Source organism: Pseudomonas sp. KBS0707 (assembly GCF_005937945.2).
Lineage (GTDB): Bacteria > Pseudomonadota > Gammaproteobacteria > Pseudomonadales > Pseudomonadaceae > Aquipseudomonas > Aquipseudomonas amygdali.
Genome location: NZ_CP041754.1, coordinates 1,589,341 through 1,616,064, shown reverse-complemented (window position 1 = coordinate 1,616,064; position 26,724 = coordinate 1,589,341). Strand labels below are relative to the sequence as shown.

The following is a 26,724-nucleotide window of genomic DNA, read 5'->3' as shown; positions in this document are numbered from 1 at the left end:
GCACGGCGTTAAGACTGATACACATACAACTGGTAAAAAGAGTCGAAAACGGTTAGGAGGAAGCACATGCAGTGGAATTTGATTTTTGAGGACGCCACCGTGTCGTCCTATATCGAAAAACTTAACCCTCAACAAAAATCCTTGCTGATAGCAAGCTATTTGTATAGGCAAATACGCCTTATAAAAGCTTTTGATAATTGCTATTCAGAAAATCTTGAAGGTTTAGTTGTAGCGGCGCTCAAAACCTCGCTGTCCGAAAAGAAAGATTCTATTATAAAAATTGAGCATACTGTAAAAAAAAACATACCAGACACTGAGGAGTTTTCTGAGCAAGAAGGTAGCTATGCACAAAACCTGATGATTGCATTAGATTATTTTTTATTATTTCTTATCGACTCCGACACTTCCAAACTTCATAAATGCGTAGACATGGCTCTGCAGAATATAGACTTATTGAGCTATGAGATTGACGAACTCTATGATGAAAATAAAGTAACCTCAAATGAAATTGCCATTGTATTCGATCTAGCCACAAAAATCTCAAATACAAAAACCTCTTTCGGCACAAGTATTAGTGATCTAGAAAAATTAGTAACCAGCCATATGCTTTGAATATGCTATAGCATTATACCCCCAACTAAAGCCAGCTCTTCCTCCAGAAGCGGCAAAGCACATTCAACCTGGTCCTAGAGGAGGTCTCAGTGATAGAAGCCCTCCAAACCATTCGCGGCATCATAATGCTCAAAGCACTAAAGATATTGAGTTGATGCCTAGAGCGCAACATAAGGCTCCAGCCCCCGTACAGAACAGCCTCCACCCTAACCAGCAGGGTGGATTTAAAAAGCTGCAAAACTCAGCATGTTGAGGTGAAAATGAAGACTTATAGCATTAAAGAAGTTATTTTAAACATATCATAGATGCCAGACTCATGGTTTTATCTTCCTAACACCCCATGGACATTGGATACCAAAGGGGCATTTTCACTAGATAGTCGCGATTTTCCGCCCGACTCCACGAACTACTTGCCTCCGCAAGTATTAGGTGAGGGTTGGAAGGAGACCCTAGAAACACCTATTATCGAAGATATAATATCAAATGTTAATGAACAATTACCTCACCCAAGCGTCGAGAACTACTTCGATGCGTTTAAGTTTTATTATGAAAATGATGCATTTAATATCTTTATAGCCTAGAAAAACCACAAGCAACTTTAAATAAAACAATCTAGCCAGTATTTTATGCATAGCTAGTTATTAGCTCGAAAGGCACAGATACCGCAAGCGTAAAAAATAATTTATTAGTCGTAACGATGCATTTGCTACCTACTCCACATATACCAAAAGCTCTATTGCTCTTTAATAAGGTATGCCGCGGCATGACTGCCAACTTTGTCTCAGTCAGCTGCCACTTTCTCTTGAATTAGCGCTGTGCTATCGCTTACACCACATCAAGCTGTACTACCGACAGCAACAGCAAGCTCGGCGAGGTGTTCAATGGTAACGGCGATTCAGTGCGCTTCATCTCACCTAAACCGAAGACGTGGTGACCCGCCACAGCAACATGCTACTGGGGAACCATAGTCGACCCGACGCTCAAGTCCAAATACCTGTGGCGGAACAGCCTCGCTCAGGTTGTGCGCTTTCAGGACTGCTCAGGCAGTTACGTCGAACACGCCTACAACCCCATTCACCGCCGCTACGAATACGACCCGGCTGTCAGTACGACAGCCTTGGCCGACGCGTTGCCAAACAATCCGAGATCAAAGGCCAGACCGATCACAAACGCTTCCTCTGGCAAGGCCTGCGCATGCTGCGCGAAGAAAGTCCCGGCCAGAGTAGCCTGTACCTTTACGAGCCCGGCAGCTATGCGCCGCTGGCCCGTGTTGACGAGAAAGAAGGCGAAGTCGAAAACAAGGTTTACTACTTCCACACCGACCAGATCGGCACACCGCTGGAAATGACCGATGCCGAAGGTCAGATCGTCTGGCAGGCGAAGTACCGGGCGTGGGGTGCGGTTGAGAAGCTGGTGGTGAACGAGGTCGAGCAGAACCTGCGGTTCCAAGGGCAGTATTTTGATGTCGAGACGGGGCTGCATTACAACACGTTTAGGTATTATGACCCGGAGATTGGGCGGTTTATTACGCAGGATCCGATTGGGTTGGATGGGGGGGATAACCTTTACAAATATGTTCCAAATCCCACAGCATGGGTTGATCCATGGGGCTGGGCTTGCAATCGTCCGGGGGGCTATAAATCAGGGGATGTCGATACCCATGGCAATTTATCACCGGGCGTAAACAGAGCGCCTGGTAATAAAAACATCCCAAGTGATAAATCAGTTCAGTCACACCACTTTATTCAGGATGAGTGGGCAAAGAGGAATGTAGCAGGATATAAGCGTAACGCAGCGCCAGCAGTTTTATTAAAAAGCTCCTCTGGAGAATCACACGCTATTGTTTCATCACTTCAACGAACCAGACGCAGATTGGGCGGGTTTAATGGCACCATTAAGGAAGAGTTTGGAACCGCATACAAAGAGCTAATAGACTCTGGAGTTAGTCCTAGCGTAGCAAAGAAAGCTGCGAGCAGATCATATAAATACTTCGACTCCTTGGGAGCATTTGACTAATGATATCCTTCACTGAAAAGAACAGCCCTGCCAACGTAAATGAAATAGAATCCGTCTGCAAAGAGTTAGGAATCTCAGAAAAAAACTGGTTGAGAACATTTTGGTCTGAATGCAATGGGGCGGTATTAGAAGATCAAATCGTAATTTATCCTACTGATCAAATTGTCGAGCGTAACAAAACATATGAAATAGATATAAATTTCCCCGATTACATTTTGATTGGAGATGACTCTGGAGGCGGATTAATATTAATCCCCAAAAAAGGCTTGGAAAAATTCTACTTTATAGGGTCTGGAGATCCCTTTATTAATGACGCTGAAGTCTTTGACTCCATTGAAAAGCTAACTGCCTACGTGATGGCTGATGCAGATAGTGATAGTGATAGTGATAGTGGTAACATAGTTTCAGTTGCAGAGATCAAGCCAAAAGCATCTGACGTACTGAAAATTAAAAAAGATTTTAATTTAGACTATTCAATAGCACTGCTAACTAAAAAACTAGAAAAAAAAGAAGAGATCATCTCGGAAAATGTGAAACTTATTAAGTATAAATCCGCATTGGACTTACACAGGCAATTTGTTAGATTCTCATCAAAACCCTGATCTCAAAAGCTAGCACTAACATGCGAACTCAAATTAAATTTTTATTGATTTTTCACACTTAATCCATAAAAGTAAAAATTACATAAATACCGACTAGCTCACTTTATTTTGAATAAGTAATGCTAGCGATCTTTAAAAATTTAGATTTATTCCTTCTTAAAAATATTGTTTTATTTTTAATCGTAGCTTGGCAGTGGCTTTAATAAGACAGTTTAATCCCAAGCACCAACTGATCAGAGACATGAGTATTGGGGCTATCGCCCCCAAGGCAAACTCACGAGCTGCTTCTGCTACGACAGCATGGGCCGCAAAGCGTGGCAGTACGCCACAACTCTGCCTGCGGAAAAGCTGTCACAGATTCAGAACCCGCTCATAAAACCAGAACGCTACGTCGAACACGCCTACAACCCGGTCCACCGCCGCTACGAATACGACCCGGCCGGCGAACTGAGCCGTACCCTCGACAAACTGCGCGGCGAAACCCAGTACGAATACGAAGCCAACGGCCAGTTGCTGGCGCGCAACACCGGCCGAGTGGTCGACGGCGAAGAGTTCCGCTACGACGCAGCGGCCAACCGCCTGAACTTCAACACCAGCCGCTTCGACCACGTTAAAGACAACCGCCTAAAACAGTGGGCAAACCACGAGTACAAATACGACGCCTGGGGCAACCTGATCGAAAAAGTCGTCGGCATCGTGCGCTGGCAGACCTTCACCTACGACTGCGAAAACCGCCTGGTCAAAACCGAAACCATGGCCGACACGCAGGTGGAAAGTACCAGTAGCTACCAATACGACAGCCTGGGCCGAAGAGTCGCCAAACAGTCCGAAATCAAAGGCCACACCGACCACAAACGCTTCCTCTGGCAAGGCCTGCGCATGCTGCGCGAAGAAAGCCCCGGCCAGAGCAGCTTGTACCTTTACGAACCCGGCAGCTATGCGCCTCTGGCCCGTGTTGACGAGAAAGAAGGCGAAGTCGAAAACAAGGTTTACTACTTCCACACCGACCAGATCGGTACACCGCTGGAAATGACCGATGCCGAAGGGCAGATCGTCTGGCAGGCGAAGTACCGGGCGTGGGGTGCGGTGGAAAAGCTGGTTGTGAACGAGGTTGAGCAGAACCTGCGGTTTCAGGGGCAGTATTTTGATGTCGAGACGGGACTGCATTACAACACGTTTCGGTATTATGACCCGGAGATTGGGCGGTTTATAACACAGGATCCGATTGGGTTGCTGGGTGGGTTTAATCTTTATCAATATGCTCCGAACCCAGTAGGCTGGCTGGATCTATAACACCATGCAAGCTCTTTCGGGCTTTCAAAAGCACCATATAATCCCTCAGCAATTAGCAAATCATGAGGCTATCAAAGCAGCTGGCATGAATATTCATAAGGTTTCAAATATTATTTACCTGCCTAAATATGCCGAAAGTCATCCTACCAGAACAGTTCATCGAGGTTCTCATGCTGAGTACACTGCCAGAATTGAGAAAAAGCTTGATGTGGCTAGTGATTACGGAAAGGTCAATGGTTGGAGTAAGGGAGATTACGAAAAAGTAGTAAACGGCATTATAGCAGATGAGCGTAAAGGATTGCGATCTGGCACTACTAAGTTAAATTCTGCATCTGTGAGAGGTATTGCTTGTGGCTAAGATTTTCATTATCAACATATCTAGCTCTTATCCAGAGAGCTATTGGTTTAAAAGTAATGTCTTAACAGGTCAAGACCCTATTCTTTTGAAAAAAGGAATGGAGATAAGTGAGGATGTACTGGTTGAGTTTACCTCGACGTCAAGAGCTAGCACCAATGGGATCCTTAAATACGATTTTTTCTTCAGTGATGGCCCTAATTTTATCAGCCCTAGATTCCATAAATTATTACTGGAAGCCAATGTTTCTGGAGTTCAATTTTTTGACGCAAACGTGTATATATCTGGAAAAAAATATGAAGGCTATAAATTTTTTAACCCCACCTCAAGACTTAGCGCTTTTGATAAAGAAAAATCAAAAAATGAGCCGCTTGTGAGCTATCTGCCCGACGGGCCTAAAATATATACTGAAATCGTTCTTAAAGATGATGTGGATATAGGTGTCGATATTTTTAGAGCGGAGGAGGACTTTACAACTATACTAGCTACAGCTCGTGTTAAAGACTTATGCGAGATTAATAAAGTGCGAGGTCTGCAATTCAAAGAGCATATTCTCAAAGCCTGAGTTCAATGGGGCGTGCTTTTTATTATTTTTTTTCTGCTACTTGGGCTTAATGCTCTTTAATAACAAAGCAGGCGATGCTAGTGGCTGCCAACTTTGCCTCAGTCACTAGCCCTCTTATTTTATTGAATAGTGGATTTGAAAACCACTACCGCCATGTGATCACTCAGGTCTATTACCTCAATGGGAGTCTCTCTATAATTTCAGAGGCAATTTTCTGGGTGAGATCAACGCGCTGGGCCACAAGACCGAATACCTCAACAGTGAAGATGGCCTGCCACACACCATCATTGATGCGACCTATAAATCCAAATACCTGTGGTGGAACAGCCTCGCTCAGGTTGAGCACTTTCAGGACTGTTCAGGCAAAGATACTTATTACCGCTATGACGATCGCGGTCATCTGGTCGCCGTCACCGACGCCCTGAACAACACCACCACTCTGGAGCGCAAACCCGACGGCGAAGTGCTGCGCATCAACCACCCGGATGGCACCCACGAGACCTTTACCTACAACGAACTGGGCCAGGTCCTGACCCACACCGACGGCAAGGGCCAGACTACCCAACTGCTGCGCAACGGTCGTGGCCTGCCCAAATGGCGACAGGATGCCAAAGGGCAAACCATCACCTACGAATACGACAATGCCATTCGCCTAGAACCGTAGCGGAGTATAAGGACAGCATGCGTTATCAGGGTGCGGGCTATGTGGCCTTGCCAATGGTTATAAAACCGACCAAGGCAAACCCGCATGCCCCAACGGGAGAGCTCAGGGCAGGCCTTGATGATAAGCCACTGAGTAATGTTGCCCTGTAGAATTTCTGTATGGTACGAAAATAGCTGCTGGCGATCTGGTTAGTAATCTGTCCTCGGCATGCAGTTCACACAGGAGGCAACATGTTCGACAAAGGCATCTGGCTGAACCAACCCCGACACTGGAACGTGGCGGAAGAGCGCCTGACAGTCACCACAGATCCGCAAACCGATTTCTGGCAACAGACGCACTATGGCTTTTGCCGCGATACGGGTCATTTTCTAGGTGTTTCGGTGACCGGTGATTTCACTGCGCAAGTGCATGTGCAGGGTGATTTCAAGACGCTTTACGATCAGGCGGGCTTGATGGTCCGCATTGACGAGCGCAACTGGGTCAAAACCGGCGTTGAAGTCAGCGACGGAGCCCTGATGCTGGGCAGCGTTCTGACCTGCGGGCAATCGGATTGGGCGACGGGTGCGTTTGATGAGTCGTCATCCGGCCTCTGGCTGCGAGTCACGGTCGCCAAGGGCGTTATGCGTATTCAGCACTCCAGCGACGGGCTGCGCTGGCCGCTGCTGCGCCTGGCACCATTTCCCGTGAGTGAGTCTTATGCCGTAGGCCCAATGTGCTGCAGCCCGGAGCGGGGAGGGCTGGAGGTAGTGTTCTCTCATTTCGAGGTCATGCCTGCACTGGGCAAGGATTTGCATGATCTGACGTGAGTTGCTTACGGGTAGGCTCTTACCGGCCACTGCTGGCTGCGCATAGGTCTACCTTCGGACCTCAGTTGTGCATAGTTCTGATTCCTCCGCCTTAACTTTCTACAGAAAGTAGCTGTAGTTTAGCTATAAGCAGTCAATACCTTCAGGTGCTTTTCTTCTTTGCTTGGGTGTGACCTTGAATAGACCTTTCCTGATTTTTTGCTTGGCTTTTCTTACTGGATGTGTGGGCCACTATCAGCAAGCTAAGTTGACGGAGCCCCACGCCACGATAGAGGCCGCGTGGGGTAAAACTGACTTTCTCCACGAAGGGTTTCAAGGGTACTGGGCTTACTACGATAGTCTTTGCCAAGACACAGATGAGACCGGCGCTCTGGGCGGTGTCTCTCAAACCGAACCTGAAAAGAATCGCTTTCTGATTAAGCCCGAGAAACGCATTTATCTGAATTCACTCATTGTAGGGGTCAAACGACTAGAGGATCGCAACCGGACTTGGGTGCAGATAAGCTGTTTGAACGTCAGCAGCTTCATTCCTAAGGAGGGAGCGACCTATAAGGTGACTCCGTCAGCTTTCGAAGGCCAATGTTCGTTAGCAGTAATAGATCGGCAGACAGGGGAACCGCCAGCTTCGCTAATGGTCGAGCCTGTGAGGAAGGAGTGTGGGCTTTAACAGGCCTATACTGAAACGCCCCGCTGGGTTGATGATACATACTCAACGCCCAACTCTGGCTTCACTGTAACTGGGGTCATGCGGCACACGACTGGAAAGTGGCAATGAATCAATTTGCGATCCTGTACGGAGACCGATTTACCAGACCGAGCTGGTAAAACAAGGGCCTGCCTGACGGCAGGCCCTAACCAGCCCGAACACAAAAAAACTGATACTCCCCGCTTCGGCGTTAGATCTAGTGGGCAACAACTGCCATCCTGTTAGCCAAAGAATTCGGTTCCCCTATGCGGATACCGCAAAGGCATTATTGGTGCGTACGCCTGTGGGGAGTAGCTTTCACGAACCAAGCCTTGGTGAAGCCCCCGGCTTGGCGTTTCGAGTCGTCATCCCGCGCGCAGCCCTTGCCATGCCTATGTGGACAGGGCTTCAGGAGTAATCGGCCAGCCCACTATCCCCACACAAACCAACGCCATTTCCTACAAACAATTAAGGCCTGAAGGTGCATACAATAAACACTCTAGCGCCTAAGATAAATTCATCCACACTGGATACGATCAAATATTTACTAAAATACGCACGCCTTTAACAACGAAACAATAAGTAACAAAACCACTGCCACACACCAAACAGAAACATGCAACCAACTGGCGTACCTGACAACAAGCACGCGCTGTGCAACTGCGTCAAATATCCGCACTAACGCTCATATAAACACATCAAGAATTAAATTCTCAATCAAAGGAATATCATGAAAAAAGTATTAATCAGCGCCGCAATTGCTACCTGCCTGCTGGGCATGTCCCTGACCTCTCAAGCGGCGGAAAACTGCCCTGCCGTGGAGAAGATCGAACAGGTCTCACCCGGTGTATACCGGGCGAGCGGTAATGACGGCGAGTGGACCGGCGTGCTGCAAGGCGTTGTAACAAAGAAAATGCCTGTGCAGTCCTTTGACCTGGCCATCGCTATTCAAGAGGGCGCAGACGCGCCTCAGATGCTGCAATACTGTACCTACAACATCGGTGGGCGCGAGATGCTGGACATGCGCTTCATCGCTAAAAACAATAAGGATTTCACTGTAAAAACTGCAGGCAGTACCTGGAAAAAAGAAAATGGTTTTTTGGGTCTCGTCTATAACGTATGTGAAAAAACATCACCTGAAAACTGCAAGTTCATCGTTGTTAAGTAAAACAAGGTGAGCATGTCGCTCTTCAGCGGGCCTGCAATGGCCGGCTGAAGAGTCACTCAAGTCAGATCATGCAAATCCTTGCCCAGTGCAGGCATGACCTCGAAATGAGAGACCACCACCTCCAGCGCAGCCCGTCGCTGGAGTGCTGAATACGCAGCACATGCAATGAGTGGTGAAATCATTCGCCAACGAGATACCTGGCACATGCTTCACGTGCACCACGGTATGGTCTGATTGGCGGTGATGTTGCGCAACCCAAGCCATATCAGTTTCGTCGCAGCCTCATCGGTCGGGAAGTGCCCTCGAGTCTTGATGATCTTGCGTAACTGGGCATTGATGCTCTCGATGGCATTGGTCGTGTAAACCACTTTGCGAATGCCCGCCGGAAAAACAAAAAACGGTATAACCCGATCCCAGGCGCGACGCCATGCCGCAACTACAGTCGGATACTGCTTGCCCCAGGGGCCCGCTTCAAAGGCGTTAAGCTCTTGCTCAACCACATCGGCATTGATCGCCTGGTAGATCGGCTTGAGTGCTTTGGCCAGTGCCCGACGTTTATCCCAAGCGGCATAGTCCAAGCTGTTGCGGATCAGATGCACGATGCAGGTTTGCAGCGTCGTGGCAGGAAAAACCGCCCCCAACGCCTCCGGTATTCCTTTGAGGCCATCCGTGACGGCGATCAGAACATCTTCAACGCCACGAGTCTTGAGGTCGTTGAACACCTTCATCCAAAACTTGGCACCCTCGGTGCTCTCGATCCATATACCCAGAATGTCGCGCGTGCCATCAGGTAATACCCCCAGCGCCAGATAAATAGCCTTGTTGCACACTAACCCCTCGTCCCGGATTTTGACCCGTAACGCATCGAAGAAGATCTTCGACCCGCTCGATCATGGTCTTGGTGCTCTCGACCTCGGCGGTTCGATGCGCTGGGGTCGGTTCCACATCCATGATCACGCCATGCTCGACATCAATCAGATAGTTCGTCGAGTAGGCGAAAAACGCCGGGCCTCCTGGCGCTGCGGTCCAACGAGAAAGTGGATCAGTCACTGACAGGCGCTTAGGCAGTGCTTCGCCTAACGCTTCTTCATCCAGCGCTTCAAGGTACTCACGCACGGCGCGAGTACTCAGCGCCGGATCGCGCCAGTTGATTTCGTCATCGCCAGGTACGCCACGTTGCCGACTGGCATCTGCCTTGATGACGCTGGCGTCGACCGCAAACCCTTCGCCCTTGACCAGACCTGCGTCCATGCAGCGACGCAGCACCTCGTTGAACAGCCAGCGAAACAGCGAGCTGTCACGAAAGCGACCATGCCGATTCTTGGAAAACGTAGAGTGATTGGGGACTTCGTCTTCGAGGCTTAAGCGGCAGAACCAGCGATACGCCAGGTTCAAATGAGCCTCTTCGCACAACCGACGTTCGGAGCGAATACCGTAGCAGTAGCCCACCACCAACAGGCGAATCATCAGTTCGGGATCAATCGATGGGCGCCCGATTGGGCTATAAAAATCGGCGAGATAATGGCGCAGATCGCTGAGGTCGAGGCATCGATCAATGCTGCGCAGGAGGTGATTGGCTGGGATGTGATCTTCAATGTTGAACGAGTAAAACAGCCGCTCCTGCCCACTCGATAACTGTCCCATCATGCTGCGTATTCTCCCGCTGGCCGATGGAGTGATTTTGCCCCAGGCCAAACAGGAGAGCTACTTTTTCAACAGAATCGGCCAGAAGCGGACGGACCGTGATTGTCAGAAAGCGACCGGTGTCTGACCGACCCGAAGAATCAGCGCCTAGTCACCGGGCGCACTGATCAGGGTGTTGTCAGTTACCGAAAATGCGTGAGTCTGGAGGGAATCGCATAGCTCTGACAGAAGCCCTTGAACGACGCTGAAGGATGAATCGGACCAACACGCGCCGAACTTAAGTGATAAATGGATGGACGTCACCGGCTTTCCTGAAAGGCTGCCCTCAATTGTGAAGGATTCGTCCTTCACAAACACCCCTTGAATGCACCCCGGGAGCACCAGCGCTAAGGACCTGAGAACCAATGCTTCATCCCCGATATCCAGGACTTCATCAACGTCTGCTAGATTATCAGTGCGGGAGCCCACCGGCTTTAAGATGATTATGTCATAGCTCATACGTTTTCTTGTGGCCCATCCCGTACGCATGATTCATCTCACCCGTTAGAGGGGGTAGGCAAGTGAACGAAAAGGCAGACTTGTCGCTGCTAATATCGCCAGATAGAGGTGTCTGATGACCAAACAACGCCGTAACCTTTCCACTGAATTCAAGCGTGAGGCAGCAGGCCTCGTGCTTGATCAAGGCTACAGCCACATCGAGGCCTCACGTTCGCTGGGAGTTGTCGAGTCTGCGCTGCGTGGCTGGGTGAGCCAGCTCTAGCAGGAGCGCAATGGCGTAATCCCGCAGAGCAAAGCCCTGACGCCAGAGCAGCAGAAAATCCAAGAACTGGAAGCCCGGATTGCCCGTCTTGAGCGGGAGAAATCCGTTTTAAAAAGGACACCTCGCTCTTGCTACTACGACCACTGCTTGCGACGTCGGGCTCCACCCCCAAAAAAAACACGGGTTCGTCTACGAACTGTTCAGGCAAAATCGAAGCGCTGCCGACAGCTGCAGTATCGTGTCATAAAGCGACCAAATGCTTTATGAATTGAGTCGAGTTGTCATTAAGAATAACGGCGCCAAGCAGTGTTTCAGATGTTCGGTTTGCGCAAGTTTCGTCGAATTCAAGCGGGATTCCTTCATCAGCAAACAGGCTTTTCAATGCCTCCGCAGTGCTGACTGAGAAATCACCCTCTCTATTTCCTCCATGCAGGGCTGCGCGCATTGTTAGCCCCTGTTCCTTAATATCCCGCAGATAATCGCGCACAGACGCTAAAACTTGTTTTGGCATAAGGTCTTCGTGACGAAAAGGGATCAGATGGAATACGCGAACTTTCGCCCCCGGCCTACGTTCACCCGTGCCGGCATCTACGTTTTCCGCCGCACACGCGACAGCAATGCACGCACTCATGTTGTCTGCGATGACAGGCATATTTACCTGGCTCGTGCCGGCGCTGTATAAATGCCGAGTCTTTCCATCATTGGGGACATTGTAGTTGAATCCGGCCACTTTGACAGTCGTGGTTCTGTCAATCTGGAAACTGTAATTCAGGCCTGTTTCAGAGTGATATACCTGCACCCAGGGAAGTGCGGATTGACTACGATCTTTTATTAAATTACCGCGATGCCGTCTTTCTGCTTGATAAGCTGCTAAAGAAACCATACTAAGAGTATAATCTTCGCCGCACCGCGCGAGTTGAAAATGAGAAAATGTTGCAGGACGTTCGTCCACCTTGTCTGAGGCTCTATCGCTCGCAGATGCCGTTTGATGACTGGATACAGCTCTGACGTTTGAAGGGTTTACGGGCACTTCCCAGTGGTCTCTATCACTGTAGCTGTAGCTGCTGCCAGAGTGTTTTGAAATACATAGTCCCATGACGGTTCTCTCTTCGATGTAGGATTAAGCGATAGGCGCGCAGCGACATGACCGAAAAATTAATATGGTCGTTGCCACGCCCCACATGGCTAATATATAGAATTCGCTAGTTTGCTTTCCGTTGGTTATGTGATGCTTGGATTTCGATTGCGACACTGCTCAATGTCGAGCGGGCGGCACACGTTTGAATGGTATGTTTGATCGTATGTGCTGAACAGTTGGATACGCGCATGCGTGTAGCTCAAAAAAGAAAGCTACTGAGTGGCTAAAACTCTTCAGCGGTTCCATATCGGGAGTATCAGTTTTTTTGTGTTCGGGCTGGTTAGGGCCTGCCGTCAGGCAGGCCCTTGTTTTACCAGCTCGGTCTGGTAAATCGGTCTCCGTACAGGATCGCAAATTGATTCATTGCCACTTTCCAGTCGTGTGCCGCATGACCCCAGTTGGCGGTGATGTTGCGCAACCCAAGCCATATCAGTTTCGTCGCAGCCTCATCGGTCGGGAAGTGCCCTCGAGTCTTGATGATCTTGCGTAACTGGGCATTGATGCTCTCGATGGCATTGGTCGTGTAAACCACTTTGCGAATGCCCGCCGGAAAAACAAAAAACGGTATAACCCGATCCCAGGCGCGACGCCATGCAGCAACTACAGTCGGATACTGCTTGCCCCAGGGGCCCGCTTCAAAGGCGTTAAGCTCTTGCTCAGCCACATCGGCATTGATCGCCTGGTAGATCGGCTTGAGTGCTTTGGCCAGTGCCCGACGTTTATCCCAAGCGGCATAGTCCAAGCTGTTGCGGATCAGATGCACGATGCAGGTTTGCAGCGTCGTGGCAGGAAAAACCGCCCCCAACGCCTCCGGTATTCCTTTGAGGCCATCCGTGACGGCGATCAGAACATCTTCAACGCCACGAGTCTTGAGGTCGTTGAACACCTTCATCCAAAACTTGGCACCCTCGGTGCTCTCGATCCATATACCCAGAATGTCGCGCGTGCCATCAGGTAATACCCCCAGCGCCAGATAAATAGCCTTGTTGCACACTAACCCCTCGTCCCGGATTTTGACCCGTAACGCATCGAAGAAGATCACCGGATACATCGGTTCCAAGGGTCGTTGCTGCCAAGCGCCCACCTCTTCCATGACCGCATCGGTGACTGAGCTGATGAAGTCATGGGACACGTCAGTTCCATACTGCTCAGATAGAAAAGCGCGGATCTCACGCACCGTCATGCCCCGGGCGTACATGGCAATTATCTTGTCGTCGAAGCCTGTAAAACGTCGTTCGTGCTTGGGAATCAGGATCGGGGCGAAGCTACCATCGCGGTCTCTGGGGATATCCAGGCGAAGCGGCCCGTCGTCGGTCAGAACCGTCTTGCTGCTTTTGCCATTGCGCTGATTGGTCGCCCCCTCAGGGCGCTCCGCGCCCTGAGGGTAACCAAGGTGGTGACCCAGCTCGGCGCCTAGCGCACGCTCGATCAGAGCCTTCTTGAACGCCATGGACGCGTCTTGAATGGCTTCGGCGCTCATCGGGCCTTTAACAAACTGCTCGATCAGCTCTTGGGGAATCGAGGGCAACTCCCTCGCTGTTGCATTGGCGGACTTCTTTTTGGTCGGCATACATGCACCTCTAGCTACATGTTATGCCCGAACACAAAATTTCTGACAGTCTCCCTTCATTAAGTGTTCACAGTCCAAACATACCCCTCTCGATGCATCTATATTGGTAGCGCCTTTACCTGCTTTTATTATAGTTTCCTCTGCATGGCCCTGCCCATTTACGACATTAATCCCTTTACCTTGGGCCCACTCTCGTTGAATTTTAGGCACGGTCTTATCGCTTGATGCAATGAATAATCCCCCTTTGCTATCCATTCCCAAAGCAGTAGTCTTGAACTTTTGCGCGGTAGGATCAAGCAAAGCGTGAGCTTCATTCACAAGGCCTAGTAATTCAGATAAGCCCCATGGATCAATCCAAGCTGCTGGATTATGTGCATACTGATATAAATTAAACCCACCTTCCAACCCAATCGGATCCTGCGTAATAAACCGCCCAATCTCCGGGTCGTAATACCGAAACGTGTTGTAGTGCAACCCCGTCTGGACATCAAAATACTGCCCCTGAAACCGCAGGTTTTGCTCAACCTCGTTCACCACCAGCTTCTCAACCGCTCCCCAGGCCCGGTTTTCCCTCGCTGACCTCGCCCGTCTGATGGGCAAGGCGCTGGACGAGCGTGCCACGCTCAAGCTTGATGCCGATCAGCATCGCGAGGTCTGGTTGCAGGCCAATGGCGAATGCCAGCGGCAGCTGATGATCAGCGAATCCGGCGTGCTGGCGTTGCTGGTTCATCATTACGTGCCGGAAAACCGCGCGTTGCGTCAGTGGCTGACGCATGAGGTGCTGACGGTGCTGCATGATCAGCAGAGCGTGACGCTGGATAACCCCAGAATGAGTCAATTGCAGTGGCCGGGCACCTCGCTGAGCGTGCTGCACTGGCGCAGTGAAACCTGGATTCGCTTACGGGACATGCCGAATGTGGTGACCGAGGCAGCACCCCAGCCGAAGCGGGCAATATGGCGCAGGGTCTTGAGGCGGATTAACCGCATACGTTCTGCGGCCTGACACCGGACAAACAGCGTTGACACCCCGCCCGCCAAAAAACATGATGCATCCACCCTCAAAACCGGAACGCACTCATGGGCGACAAGAAAAAGCTGTTGCTGACTGGCGCAAGCCGGGGGATCGGTCATGCCACGGTCAAGCATTTCAATGCCGCAGGCTGGGAAGTTTTCACGGCGTCCAGGCAGAACTGGGTGGATGACTGTCCGTGGGCTGAAGGCCTGCTCAATCATATCCATCTGGACCTGGAAAATATCGACAGCGTCAGCGCGAGCATGGCGGCGATCAAGGACAAGCTCGGCGGGCGTCTGGATGCGCTGGTGAACAATGCAGGGGTTTCGCCGAAGACGGCGGAAGGCGGTCGCATGGGCGTTCTGGAGTCTGATTACAGCACCTGGATCAAGGTGTTCAACGTCAACCTGTTCTCCACAGCGCTGCTGGCTCGCGGGCTGTTTGACGAGTTGAAAGCGGCCAAGGGCAGCATTATCAATGTCACCTCGATTGCCGGCTCGAAGGTTCACCCGTTTGCCGGGGTCGCCTATGCCACGTCCAAGGCCGCGTTGTCGGCACTGACCCGGGAAATGGCTTTCGATTTCGGCCCGCACGGGATACGAGTCAACGCCATTGCGCCGGGCGAGATCGATACGTCGATTCTGTCACCCGGCACGGCGGAAATTGTCCAGCGGCTGGTGCCGATGCACCGGCTGGGCAAGCCCGAGGAAGTCGCTTCGCTGATCTACTTCCTGTGCACGGCTGGCGCGTCGTACGTGAACGGTGCGGAGATTCACGTCAACGGCGGCCAGCACGTGTGACTCAACGCGTGCCGGAAACGCTCTCCGGCACACGCCGCACGCCGCACGCCCAGGCGACTGATCCACACCGACGCCACGATCACCCCGCCACCAATCAGCAGGCGGGTGAAGTCTTCATGCTGGTTCCAGATCAGCAGATTGATCAACAGCCCCAGCGGCACATGCAGGTTGTTCATGACTGCCAGTGTGCCGCCATTGAACATGCACGCGCCTTTATTCCACCAATACATGCCCAGCGCCGTCGAACACAGGCCGAGAAACAACAGTACGATCCATTGGGTCGGCGCTTCGGGCAGGTGTTGCGGGTTGCCGAACATCAGGAACGCGGGCAATACCACCGCCAGTGCGCCCAGGTAGAAATAGCCGAAACGTCGGTAATGCGGCAGATCGCTGGGGTGGCGTGCCACCAGATGTTTGTACAGCACCTGCCCGGCGGCGTAGGTGAAGTTGGCCAGTTGCAGCAGCAGAAAACCGCCGAGGAAGTCGCCGTCCAGGCCATCGTAACGAATCACGCCCGCCCCCAGCACAGCGACCATAGCCGCCAGCAAGGCCCAAGGATTGAAGCGCCGGTTCAGCGCGTCTTCGATCAGCGTCACGTGCAATGGCGTGAGGATGGTAAACAGCAACACTTCCGGCACGGTCAGCACCCTGAAACTCAGGTACAGACAGACATACGTGACGCCAAATTGCAGCGCGCCGATCAGCAGCATGCCACGCATGAATCGCGGTTCGACCTGACGCCAGCGAGTCAGCGGGATGAATACCAGACCAGCGAGCACCACGCGGATCAGCACCGCGAAATAGCTGTCGACGTGCCCGGCCAGATAAACACCGATCAGGCTGAACGAAAACGCCTGAATCAGTGTGACGATAAGTAGATAACCCATGCCTGCCCCCATTTTTGAAGGGCGCGACCATAGCGGTTGCGTCACTCACTGTCCACTCAACGGCCGCCGCTTTTTGACGCCAACCCGTCGCCGCGCCCCGCGTTACCCGTCACAAATATGACAGTCGTATGTTTGACGCACATGTCGTCGGTTTCGCCGAAAATATAGCCTATATCACGCAACTTTTCCTTAATGGAGGGTCTTACTCCGGGGCGCTGCAATATTGACTTCATCACCTAAATTCCTCGTCGCCCGGAGTAACACCATGATATTAAACACAAAAGACTTTGGTGCAGTGGGCGACGGCGTCACGGACGATACAGCAGCCATTCAGGCCACTATTGATGCAGCTGCAGCGGCGGGCGGTGGAGAAGTTGTGCTGGCAGCCGGGACCTACATTGTGTCCGGTGGCGAGGAGCCTTCCGACGGCTGCCTGATGCTCAAAAGCAACGTGACCCTATCGGGCGCGGGCATGGGCGAGACAGTCATCAAGCTGGCGGATGGCTCGGACACCAAGGTCACCGGCATCGTGCGTTCCGCCTACGGCGAAGAAACCCACGACTTCGGCATGAAAAATCTGACATTGGACGGTAACCGGGACGCCACCACCGGCAAGGTGGACGGCTGGTTCAACGGCTACATTCCAGGTTCTGACGGCAAGGATTCGAACGTTACGCTCGACAGCGTCGAGATCAAGGACTGCTCGGGCTATGGCTTCGACCCGCACGAGCAGACCGTCAACATGGTGATCAAAAACAGCGTATCCCATGGCAACGGCCTGGACGGTTTCGTGGCCGATTACCTGAGCGACAGCGTGTTTGAAAATAACATTGCTTATAACAACGACCGTCACGGCTTCAACGTGGTGACCAGCACTCACGATTTCACCCTGAGCAACAACGTCGCCTACGGCAATGGCAGCACCGGCATCGTGGTGCAGCGCGGCAGTGAAAACATCCCCTCGCCTGCCAATATCACCATCACCGGTGGCGCGGTCTATGGCAACGGTGCTGAAGGCGTGCTGATCAAGCTGTCCAGTCAGGTCTCTGTCAGTGGCCTGGACATTCACGACAACGGCAGTGCCGGTGTGCGCATCTACGGCAGTTCCGGGGTGGATGTCTTTGATAACACCCTGAGCAACAACTCCCTCGGCGCCCCGGTGCCGGAGATTATCATCCAGTCTTACGACGACACTTCAGGCGTTTCCGGCAAGTATTTCAACGGCAGCGACAACCTGATCCGCGGCAACCTGATCACCGGCAGCGACAACTCCACCTACGGCGTTGCCGAGCGCAACGAAGATGGCACCGATCGCAACAGCATCGTGGGCAACACCATCAGCCACACCAGCAAAGGCCTGACGCTGGTGTATGGCGACGGCAGCTTTGCAGGCGATTCGTTTCCGCTGGTCACCGTACAGGGTACCGACGCCAACGATGCGATCACCGGTGGCGCAGCCAATGAAATGATTTTCGGTCTGGCTGGCAAGGACACGCTCAACGGCGCTGCGGGCGACGATATTCTGGTCGGCGGTGCGGGAGCCGACAAGCTCACCGGTGGCGCGGGTGCCGATACTTTTCGCTTCGACCAGCTGACCGATAGCTATCGCACGGCGACCACCAGCGCCACCGATCTGGTCACCGACTTCGACGTCAGCCAGGACCGCATCGACCTGTCAAACCTTGGTTTCAGCGGGCTGGGCAGCGGCAAGGGCGGTACTCTGAACATCAGCTACAACGCCACACTTGATCGCACTTACGTCAAATCACTCGACGCCGATGCGAGCGGCAACCGATTCGAGCTGGGCCTGAGCGGCAACCTGAAAGACACCCTCAATGCCAGCCATTTCATCTTCCAGCGGGTCATAGAAGGCACTGCGGGCGGCGATACCCTGACCGGCACCGACGGCAACGACGTGATGAACGGCAACGCCGGTACAGACCGCGTCAATGGCGGTGCCGGTGCAGATCTCATCAATGGCGGGGCTGATGCCGATATTCTGACCGGTGGCGCGGGCGCGGACCTGTTCATCTACAACTCGCGCCTGGACAGCTACCGCAATTACACCGCCAGCGGCACCAAGCAGAGCGACACCATCACCGACTTCAACCCGGCCGAAGACCGGATCGACCTGTCCAGCATCGGCCTGCGAGGCCTGGGCGATGGCAGTGCCAACACTATCTATCTGTCCGTCAATGCCGACGGCAGCAAGACCTATATCAAGACCAATGCGGTCGACACCACCGGCAATCGCTTCGAGATTGCACTGGAAGGCAACCTGCTCGACAAACTGAGCGCGTCCAGCTTCATCTTCTCTACAGCCTCAGCCGCCAATCAGGCCCCGGTACTCAATACACCGCTGATGGATCAGAACGTTACCGAGTTGAAGGCGTTTTCCTACGCGGTACAATCGGGCAGTTTCAGTGATCCGGACAGCAACACGCTGACCTACAGCGCGACCCTGGCCGATAACAGCGCCCTGCCCGACTGGTTGAAGTTCGACAGCAAGACCCTGACCTTCAGCGGCACACCGGGCGGCAAGGCATCCGGGCTTTACTCGGTATTGCTGACCGCAAGCGATGCCACCGGCGCGTCGGTGGCCGACAGTTTTGCCATCACGGTAGGCAACGTTACACCGGGCGTTCTGACCGGCACCGAAAATGCGGAAGCGCTGTATGGCACCGAAGGTGACGACACCATTCTCGGGCTGGGTGGCGACGATACGCTGCGTGGCGATACCGGTGCCGACATCATCAACGGTGGCGCTGGCCGCGACGCATTGTACGGTGGAGACGGTGCCGATACGTTCGTCTACAGCGCACTCACCGACAGCTACCGCGATTACGATGCTGGCGGGCTGACAGCCACCGACACAATCTATGACTTCACCCCCGGCCAGGACAAAATAGACGTCTCTGCTCTGGGTTTCCTGGGGCTGGGCAACGGTGAAGATCACACCTTGTACATGACCCTCAACGAAGCCGGCGACAAGACCTATGTCAAATCCGCCACGCCGGATGCCGACGGCAATCGCTTCGAAATCGCCCTGAGCGGCAACCTGATCGACACCCTGACCGATGCGGACTTCGTGTTCGGCCAGCGCGAGGCTCAGGAGATTCTCTATCTGCCGACGCTTGGCCAGTCCAACGCACGCCTGCTGCGCATGACCGAAGACGACAATCAGTCCGGCACCTCGGAAATGGTCAAGGACCTGGCCCGTTACACCGATTATGACGTGCGCAGCCAGTTCACCGACGCCAACGGTGATGGCATCGACCTTGCCGTAGGCGGCAGCACCGTGGTCGGCTATTCGACCGGCACGCAGGAAGAACAGCGTGTTTCGTGGTGGCTGGTGGATACCGATCAGCCAGGCCCTGCGCTGCTGCGTGCGACCGAACTTCTCAAGTCGCAACTGGCGTCGCTGACGGCTATCGATAAAGTGACCACCGGGATTATCTGGGGTCAGGGTGAAGAAGCCGCGCAGGAAATAGCCCGCGCCACGGACAAGCAGGCTGCAGCCGACCTCTACAAAGCCTCGACCCTGAAGGTGTTCGATTACCTGCACGCGCAGATAGGCGACTTCACCGTGTACATGGCCGAAACCGGCCACTATCAGACCGAGGCGGCCAAGGCACGTGGCTACACCGAAGAAAAGATCAACGCTATTGTCGAGGGTGCCGGATACGTCAGAAACGCTCAGGAAGCCATCGCCAATGAGCGTGCCGACGTCAAGCTGGCAGTTGACTACACCGACCTGCCATTGCGTTACGAGGTCAACCCGCTGGCCTACCCCGATGACGTCTGGCACCTGCACGAAGAGTCCGCCGAAATCGTCGGTCAGCGCCTGGCCGACTTCATTGCCGATGACCTGGGTTTTCGTGGCGATGCCAGCGACAACAACGACCCGGCCGCCATTTTCGAGAGTGGCCAGAATGAAGGCGGCAACATCTTCGGCACCAGTGACGACGACACTTTGGTGGGCAGCGCCGGCAATGACGTGCTGGATGGCGATCAGGGCGCAGATGACATGACCGGCGGGGACGGCAACGACATCTATGTAGTCGATAACGCACTCGATACCGTCACCGAGAGCAATGATTCGCCATCGCAGGTTGATACCGTGGTGTCTTCCGTCAGTTGGCAGTTGGGGGCGAACGTGGAAAACCTGCTACTTACCGGCGTATCTGCCATCAACGGCACCGGCAATGCGCTGAAAAACGTCATCACCGGCAATGCCAGCAACAATGTTCTCGACGGCGCAGCGGGTGCCGACCTGCTGACCGGCGGCGACGGATCGGACAGTTATTACGTTGACGATGCAGCCGACCGAGTGGTCGAGACCAACGCAGATCAGCAGGTAGGCGGCATCGACACGGTGCTCAGTTCGCTGGCCAGCTACACGCTGGGGGCCAACCTGGAAAACATCGTCATCACCGGCACAGGGGCCGCGAACGCAACCGGCAATACCCTTGATAACCTGATCTACGCAGGCGCTGGCGACAACGTCATGGACGGTCGTGACGGCAATGACACGGTGTCTTATCTGTTTGCCACGGCAGGCGTTACGGTTGCGCTGAACACCAGCGCTCAACAGGCCACCGGCGGCTCCGGGTTGGACACGCTCAAGGGTACAGAGAACCTGACTGGCAGCCAGTTTGCCGACACGTTGACCGGCAACAAAAACGCCAACGTCCTGAACGGCGGCAGTGGCAATGACACCTTGTCCGGCGGCGCGGGTGACGACGTACTGATCGGCGGGTCAGGCGCTGATACGCTGATTGGCGGCACCGGTGCAGACCGTTACGTGTTCAACAACAGCAACGAGACAGGCCTGGGCGGCCTGCGCGACATCATCAACGGCTTCAAGGCAGCCGAAGGCGACAAGCTGGACTTCACAGGCTTCGATGCCCGACCGCTGACCGATGCCCACGATGCGTTCGTGTTCATAGGCAACGCGGCGTTCAGCGCCAACAACACCGGCGAGCTTCGCTTTGCCGATGGGGTGCTGTACGGCAATCTCGATGACAACATCGGCGCGGACTTTGAAATCCAGCTGACTGGCGTGCAGAGTCTGCAAGCGGCCGATATCATCGTCTGATTGTGCTCAGCGTATTGCACAAGTCCTGAAAGCCCGGAACAAGGAGCTTTCAGGCTTCTGCCCCAAGGGCGTGGAAGCGAAGCGGCGACGCTTCGCCTGTTCGCGAAGACGGTATTTCAGCCGATGCATTTTCGGCGATCATACCGGCCCTTTCGCGAACAAGTTCGCTCCCACAGTCTCCGGCCAGAATTGCGCATAACGCAACGCGGACCCCGTTATAAAATCGATTTATCGATTAAAAACTTCAAGCCCCTTGCCTAACCCATCCATAAATTTGTTTTATCCATAAGAGCGCTCTACTCTCAGACTGGCTGGCAGGTGAGCCTGATTCGCAACTTGATGATGCTGCGATTGAACGTGGATGAAGCGTCGACACTCTGACCTGCGCCAACCTGCACACGCCGGGTTCGCGGCGCCTCTGGCCCGTTGACGAACACCACCGAACATTTGGCGTCTACATCCCCGTAGTTGCTGACGGTGATCGACCCGATGTTGTGATAAACGTCGTGCGTCACGTAATCAATCTTCACGCCCTGATACTGCTTTTCGACCTCGATGGGGTACGCAAAAGCCGTCAAAGGCAACATGACCAGCAGTACACAGCACAGTCGATTCATTCGGCGATCTCCGAAGCGGGATTGTCAGAGTAGAACAAATAGCCAGCACATTAAGAGGAATTACAGCATGAAAGCGCCCCGCGTGACTCTCGACCAGTGGCGCACATTACAAGCCGTAGTCGACCACGGTGGCTTTGCTCAGGCCGCCGAGGCGCTGCACAGGTCGCAGTCATCGGTGAGTTACACCGTGGCGCGCATGCAGGAACAACTCGGCGTGCCGCTGTTACGCATTGACGGACGCAAGGCTGTGCTGACCGACGCCGGTGGCGTACTGCTGCGCCGTTCACGGCAACTGGTCAAACAGGCCAGCCAACTGGAAGACCTCGCCCACCATATGGAACAGGGCTGGGAGGCAGAAGTGCGGCTGGTGATTGATGCGGCCTATCCTTCGGCACGCCTGGTCAGGGCGTTGACCGCGTTCATGCCGCAAAGCCGAGGCTGCCGGGTGCGGTTGCGTGAAGAAGTGCTTTCGGGTGTCGAGGAGGTGTTGCTGGAAGGCGTCGCGGACCTGGCCATCAGCGGCTACAGCATTGCCGGGCATCTGGGCACCGAGATGAGCTCCGTCGAGTTCGTCGCCGTCGCTCATCCGGACCACGCCCTGCACCAGGCCAATCGCGAACTGACCTTTCAGGATCTGGAAAGTCAGTTACAGGTAGTGATTCGCGACTCAGGCAGACAGCAACCGCGGGATTTCGGCTGGCTGGGCGCGGAGCAGCGCTGGACGGTCGGCAGCCTCGGTACAGCCACCACCTTCGTCAGCAATGGCCTGGGTTTCGCCTGGCTGCCTCGCCACATGATCGAGCGTGAACTGCGCGAGGGGCTGCTCAAGCCGCTGCGCCTGGACAAGGGCGGCAGCCGCAACCCGACCTTCTATCTTTACTCCAGCAAGGACAGGTCGCTGGGCCCGGCCACGCAGATTCTCATCGATCTGATCCGCACGTTCGACACCGCACCACTGACCACGGCACTCACTGCTCCACAACACGCCTGACAGGAGTAGGCACATGGCTTTTTTCGAACACGACGACTGTTCGCTGCACTATGAAGAGTATGGTCTGGGCGAACCCGTCCTGTTGTTACATGGCCTGGGTTCCAGTTGTCAGGACTGGGAATATCAGATCCCGGCACTGGCCAGGCAATACCGCGTCATCGTCATGGACATGCGTGGCCATGGTCGCTCGGACAAACCCTACGGGCGCTACAGCATTCAGGCCATGAGCAATGACGTGGAGGCGTTGATCGAACACCTTCATCTGGGTCCGGTACACCTGATCGGCCTGTCGATGGGCGGGATGATCGGCTTTCAGTTGGCGGTCGATCAACCGCACCTGCTCAAGAGCCTGTGCATCGTCAACAGCGCGCCACAGGTCAAGGTCAGAAGCGCAGGCGACCTTTGGCAATTGGCCAGACGCTGGACCCTGTCACGCATCGTCAGCATGCAGACCCTGGGCGAGGCGCTGGGCAAGCTGTTGTTTCCAAAGCCGGAGCAGGCCGACCTGCGGCGCAAGATGGCCGAGCGTTGGGGCAAGAACGACAAGCGCGCCTATCTGGCCAGTTTCGATGCCATTGTCGGCTGGGGCGTGGAAAACAAACTAGGGCGCATTACCTGCCCGACGCTGATCATCGCAGCCGAACACGATTACACACCGGTCTCGCTCAAAGAGGCTTACGTCAAACGCCTGCTTAATGCGCGGCTGGTGGTCATCAACGACTCCCGGCATGCCACGCCGCTGGACCAGCCCGAGCAATTCAATCGCACGCTGCTGGAATTCATGGCCAGCATCGGAGTCTGAAAACCTTGTGCAGCCCATAGGTGCGCTGGCTGATGGCATGAAGCCGCGCAAACCCTCTAACACGCTGGGCAAAGAACGCCAAACGTGGTTACCTTGCCGGCCACAGTCGATATCTCTTACCGAAGGACCTGTTGCCACATGCTGAAAAAAATCGCCCTCACCGCCTGCTTCGTATTGTTCGCCGCCAACCTGATGGCTGCCCCGGATAAAGCCACGCACGTGGTACTCGATACCAGCTTCGGCCAGATTGAAATCGAACTCGCAGACACCAAGGCACCGGTCAGCACCCAGAACTTTCTGGGTTACGTCGACAGCGGCTTCTACAGCAACACTATTTTTCACCGTGTGATTCCGGGCTTCATGGTGCAAGGTGGCGGTTTCACCCAGCAACTGGTTCAGAAGCCGACCAAGGACCCGATCAAGAACGAAGCACAGAACGGTTTGCACAACGTGCGTGGCACCATTGCCATGGCCCGTACTTCGGACGTTAACTCGGCCACCAGTCAATTCTTCATCAACACCAACGACAATGCCATGCTCGACAACGGCACACGTGACTTCGGTTACGCGGTGTTCGGTAAAGTCGTCAAGGGTATGGACGTGGTCGACAACATCGTCAACGCCCGCACCACTACTACGAAAGGCATGCAAAACGTGCCAATCGACCCGATCCTGATCAAGTCCGCCAAACGCGTCGACTAAGCAGGAAACCTGCACCGCATAAAGCCTTCGGGCTTTGTGCGGGCTGGACGGGAGAGCCTCCACTTATCAAGGAGAACCCACATCGCGTGGGTGTGATAGCCAATGCTTTATCGTCGTTTTGAAAAACTGATCGATATCTTCAAAGACGCCCCTACCCCTGCCCCGCCCAACACCGTCTTCGCGTTTTACATGTATTACCTGCGTCAGGTATGGCCGACGTTTCTCGCGCTTCTGGTCGTGGGACTGATCGGGGCGCTGATCGAGGTGTCGCTGTTCAACTACCTGAGCCGCATTATCGACCTGGCGCAAACCACGCCGCCCAAGGATTTTTTCAGCGTTCATGGCCCGGAACTGATCTGGATGGTGGTGGTGACCCTGCTGCTGCGCCCGATCTTCGTCGGCCTGCACGACCTGCTGGTGCATCAGACCATCAGCCCCGGCATGACCAACCTGATTCGTTGGCAAAACCACAGCTACGTGCTCAAACAGAGCGTCAACTTCTTCCAGAACGATTTCGCCGGGCGTATCGCCCAGCGCATCATGCAGACCGGCAATTCGCTGCGCGACTCGGCGGTGCAATCGGTGGATGCGCTGTGGCATGTACTGATCTACGCGATCAGCGCCATGGTGCTGTTCGCCGAGGCTGACTGGCGCCTGATGATCCCGCTGGGCACCTGGATCGTGGCGTTCATACTCGCGCTGATGTACTTCGTCCCCAGGGTCAAGCAACGCTCGGTGGAGTCGTCCGATGCGCGCTCCAGGCTCATGGGCCGGATAGTCGACGGCTACACCAACATCACCACCCTGAAACTGTTCGCGCACACCAATCATGAGCAGCAATATGCGCGTGAAGCGATGCGTGATCAGACCGAGAAAAGCCAGCTGGCTGGCCGTGTCGTCACATCGATGGACACCACCATCACCACCATGAACGGCGTGCTGATTGTCACCACCACCGGGCTTGCCCTGTGGTTGTGGATCCAGTCGATGATCTCGGTGGGGGCCATCGCGCTGGCCACAGGCCTGGTGATTCGTATCGTCAACATGTCCGGCTGGATCATGTGGGTGGTCAATGGCATTTTCGAGAACATCGGCACCGTGCAGGACGGCCTGGAGAGCATCTCGCAGCCTGTCACGGTGAATGACCAGCCCGGCGCGCTGCCGCTGAAGATCGAAAACGGCGGCGTCCGGTTCGATGGCGTTGATTTCCATTACGGCAATGGCAACGGGATCATTCACAACCTCAACCTGGACATCAAACCGGGCGAGAAAATCGGTTTGATCGGACCTTCAGGCGCCGGTAAGTCGACGCTGGTGAACCTGCTGCTGCGCATGTATGACGTTCAAGGCGGCAGGATCCTGATCGACGGTCAGGATATTTCCGAGATTACCCAGGAAAGCCTGCGTGCGCAGATCGGCATGATCACTCAGGACACGTCGCTGCTGCACCGTTCTATTCGCGAAAACCTGCTGTATGGCAATCCTGACGCCACTGACGAACAGCTCTGGGAATCGATCCGCAAGGCCCGTGCCGAAGAGTTCATCCCGCAGTTGTCGGATTCCGAAGGCCGCACCGGTTTTGATGCCCATGTGGGAGAGCGCGGCGTCAAGCTGTCCGGTGGTCAACGCCAGCGTATTGCGATCACCCGTGTGCTGCTCAAGGACGCACCGATCCTGATCATGGATGAAGCCACCTCGGCACTTGATTCGGAAGTTGAAGCAGCGATTCAGGAAAGCCTGGAAACCTTGATGCAAGGCAAGACCGTCATCGCCATCGCCCACCGCCTGTCGACCATCGCCCGTATGGATCGCTTGGTAGTACTGGAAAAAGGCCAGATCGCCGAAACCGGCACCCACGCCGAACTGCTGGCCCGCGGCGGGCTGTATGCGCGGTTGTGGCAGCATCAGACGGGTGGGTTTGTAGGGGTGGATTGAGG

At 54.0% G+C, this 26,724-nt stretch carries 17 protein-coding genes and 9 pseudogenes; 17 read left to right on the top strand and 9 right to left on the bottom strand.

Annotated elements, in window-relative coordinates; translation table 11 throughout:
* The first annotated feature begins 66 nt into the window (after nucleotides 1–66).
* From FFH21_RS07625 to FFH21_RS07575, 9 genes and pseudogenes are all read left to right on the top strand, one after another.
* Nucleotides 67–612, top strand: coding sequence for a hypothetical protein (locus FFH21_RS07625; RefSeq protein ID WP_054073226.1), 546 nt, complete (start codon nucleotides 67–69; stop codon nucleotides 610–612).
* A 1,104-nt stretch (nucleotides 613–1,716) separates the two neighbouring features.
* A pseudogene (locus FFH21_RS07615) lies at nucleotides 1,717–2,628 on the top strand (RHS repeat-associated core domain-containing protein); the annotation flags it as partial.
* A complete protein-coding gene (locus FFH21_RS07610; RefSeq protein WP_011168058.1) occupies nucleotides 2,628–3,230 on the top strand; it encodes an SMI1/KNR4 family protein in 603 nt (200 codons plus the stop codon). The pseudogene FFH21_RS07615 and the gene FFH21_RS07610, both read left to right, overlap by 1 nt.
* A 255-nt stretch (nucleotides 3,231–3,485) precedes the next feature.
* A pseudogene (locus tag FFH21_RS30510) lies at nucleotides 3,486–4,517 on the top strand (RHS repeat domain-containing protein); the annotation flags it as partial.
* Nucleotides 4,518–4,527: 10 nt separating this feature from the next.
* A complete protein-coding gene (locus FFH21_RS30505) occupies nucleotides 4,528–4,881 on the top strand; it encodes an AHH domain-containing protein (protein WP_080572393.1) in 354 nt (117 codons plus the stop codon).
* Complete coding sequence (locus tag FFH21_RS30500; protein WP_004664165.1) at nucleotides 4,874–5,443, top strand: imm11 family protein; 570 nt, start codon at nucleotides 4,874–4,876, stop codon at nucleotides 5,441–5,443. Before FFH21_RS30505 ends, FFH21_RS30500 begins: the two co-directional genes overlap by 8 nt.
* A gap of 199 nt (nucleotides 5,444–5,642) precedes the next feature.
* Nucleotides 5,643–6,098 (top strand): annotated as a pseudogene (locus tag FFH21_RS07595) (type IV secretion protein Rhs); the annotation flags it as partial.
* Between the two features lie 239 nt (nucleotides 6,099–6,337).
* Nucleotides 6,338–6,913, top strand: coding sequence for a DUF1349 domain-containing protein (locus FFH21_RS07590; RefSeq protein ID WP_004664169.1), 576 nt, complete (start codon nucleotides 6,338–6,340; stop codon nucleotides 6,911–6,913).
* A 1,415-nt stretch (nucleotides 6,914–8,328) separates the two neighbouring features.
* Nucleotides 8,329–8,766 carry a DUF3757 domain-containing protein gene (locus tag FFH21_RS07575; RefSeq protein WP_011168056.1) on the top strand — a complete coding sequence of 146 codons (438 nt, stop codon included), beginning with the start codon at nucleotides 8,329–8,331 and terminating at the stop codon, nucleotides 8,764–8,766.
* Between the two features lie 56 nt (nucleotides 8,767–8,822).
* Here FFH21_RS07575 and FFH21_RS30495 read toward each other — a convergent pair.
* The 4 genes and pseudogenes from FFH21_RS30495 to FFH21_RS07555 all read right to left on the bottom strand — a co-directional run.
* A pseudogene (locus tag FFH21_RS30495) lies at nucleotides 8,823–8,900 on the bottom strand (DUF1349 domain-containing protein); the annotation flags it as partial.
* 75 nt (nucleotides 8,901–8,975) lie between these two features.
* Nucleotides 8,976–9,641: pseudogene (locus tag FFH21_RS07565) on the bottom strand (IS256-like element ISPsy17 family transposase); the annotation flags it as partial.
* 1 nt (nucleotide 9,642) lies between these two features.
* Nucleotides 9,643–10,413 (bottom strand): annotated as a pseudogene (locus FFH21_RS07560) (transposase); the annotation flags it as partial.
* Between the two features lie 144 nt (nucleotides 10,414–10,557).
* Complete coding sequence (locus FFH21_RS07555) at nucleotides 10,558–10,908, bottom strand: hypothetical protein (protein WP_004664187.1); 351 nt, start codon at nucleotides 10,906–10,908, stop codon at nucleotides 10,558–10,560.
* Between the two features lie 115 nt (nucleotides 10,909–11,023).
* Here FFH21_RS07555 and FFH21_RS07550 point away from each other — a divergent pair.
* A pseudogene (locus tag FFH21_RS07550) lies at nucleotides 11,024–11,411 on the top strand (transposase); the annotation flags it as partial.
* Here FFH21_RS07550 and xopAF read toward each other — a convergent pair.
* The 3 genes and pseudogenes from xopAF to FFH21_RS31000 all read right to left on the bottom strand — a co-directional run.
* Nucleotides 11,412–12,053, bottom strand: coding sequence for a XopAF/AvrXv3 family type III secretion system effector (xopAF, locus tag FFH21_RS30490; RefSeq protein ID WP_306110113.1), 642 nt, complete (start codon nucleotides 12,051–12,053; stop codon nucleotides 11,412–11,414). It abuts the pseudogene before it with no gap.
* A gap of 565 nt (nucleotides 12,054–12,618) precedes the next feature.
* Nucleotides 12,619–13,878, bottom strand: coding sequence for an IS256-like element ISPsy17 family transposase (locus FFH21_RS07530; RefSeq protein ID WP_004663377.1), 1,260 nt, complete (start codon nucleotides 13,876–13,878; stop codon nucleotides 12,619–12,621).
* Between the two features lie 21 nt (nucleotides 13,879–13,899).
* Nucleotides 13,900–14,442: pseudogene (locus FFH21_RS31000) on the bottom strand (RHS repeat-associated core domain-containing protein); the annotation flags it as partial.
* Here FFH21_RS31000 and FFH21_RS07520 point away from each other — a divergent pair.
* Together FFH21_RS07520 and FFH21_RS07515 are read left to right on the top strand one after the other, a co-directional pair.
* Nucleotides 14,426–14,881 (top strand): annotated as a pseudogene (locus tag FFH21_RS07520) (Bro-N domain-containing protein); the annotation flags it as partial. The pseudogenes FFH21_RS31000 and FFH21_RS07520 sit on opposite strands and share 17 nt — an antisense overlap.
* 74 nt (nucleotides 14,882–14,955) lie before the next feature.
* The gene (locus FFH21_RS07515) at nucleotides 14,956–15,690 is read left to right on the top strand and encodes an SDR family NAD(P)-dependent oxidoreductase (protein ID WP_004657574.1); all 735 of its coding nucleotides are present in this window, start codon (nucleotides 14,956–14,958) and stop codon (nucleotides 15,688–15,690) included.
* On the opposite strand, the gene FFH21_RS07510 is transcribed toward FFH21_RS07515, so the two are convergent.
* On the bottom strand, nucleotides 15,663–16,577 hold the full coding sequence (locus FFH21_RS07510) for a carboxylate/amino acid/amine transporter (RefSeq protein ID WP_011168051.1): 915 nt from the start codon (nucleotides 16,575–16,577) through the stop codon (nucleotides 15,663–15,665). The genes FFH21_RS07515 and FFH21_RS07510 overlap by 28 nt on opposite strands.
* A gap of 265 nt (nucleotides 16,578–16,842) precedes the next feature.
* Here FFH21_RS07510 and FFH21_RS07505 point away from each other — a divergent pair, with 265 nt between their 5' ends.
* The gene (locus FFH21_RS07505; protein WP_011168050.1) at nucleotides 16,843–21,675 is read left to right on the top strand and encodes a M10 family metallopeptidase C-terminal domain-containing protein; all 4,833 of its coding nucleotides are present in this window, start codon (nucleotides 16,843–16,845) and stop codon (nucleotides 21,673–21,675) included.
* A 302-nt stretch (nucleotides 21,676–21,977) separates the two neighbouring features.
* Here FFH21_RS07505 and FFH21_RS07500 read toward each other — a convergent pair whose 3' ends face one another.
* Nucleotides 21,978–22,292, bottom strand: coding sequence for a hypothetical protein (locus FFH21_RS07500; protein ID WP_004657566.1), 315 nt, complete (start codon nucleotides 22,290–22,292; stop codon nucleotides 21,978–21,980).
* 67 nt (nucleotides 22,293–22,359) lie between these two features.
* Between FFH21_RS07500 and FFH21_RS07495 the strand changes: the two genes are divergently transcribed.
* The 4 genes from FFH21_RS07495 to FFH21_RS07480 all read left to right on the top strand — a co-directional run bounded on the left by FFH21_RS07495 (nucleotide 22,360) and on the right by FFH21_RS07480 (nucleotide 26,722).
* The gene (locus tag FFH21_RS07495) at nucleotides 22,360–23,283 is read left to right on the top strand and encodes a LysR family transcriptional regulator (protein WP_004664143.1); all 924 of its coding nucleotides are present in this window, start codon (nucleotides 22,360–22,362) and stop codon (nucleotides 23,281–23,283) included.
* A 13-nt stretch (nucleotides 23,284–23,296) separates the two neighbouring features.
* The gene (locus FFH21_RS07490; RefSeq protein ID WP_004657559.1) at nucleotides 23,297–24,085 is read left to right on the top strand and encodes an alpha/beta fold hydrolase; all 789 of its coding nucleotides are present in this window, start codon (nucleotides 23,297–23,299) and stop codon (nucleotides 24,083–24,085) included.
* Between the two features lie 138 nt (nucleotides 24,086–24,223).
* The gene (locus tag FFH21_RS07485; protein ID WP_019742460.1) at nucleotides 24,224–24,787 is read left to right on the top strand and encodes a peptidylprolyl isomerase; all 564 of its coding nucleotides are present in this window, start codon (nucleotides 24,224–24,226) and stop codon (nucleotides 24,785–24,787) included.
* A 102-nt stretch (nucleotides 24,788–24,889) separates the two neighbouring features.
* On the top strand, nucleotides 24,890–26,722 hold the full coding sequence (locus FFH21_RS07480) for an ABC transporter ATP-binding protein (protein ID WP_011168046.1): 1,833 nt from the start codon (nucleotides 24,890–24,892) through the stop codon (nucleotides 26,720–26,722).
* The last annotated feature ends 2 nt before the right edge of the window (nucleotides 26,723–26,724 follow it).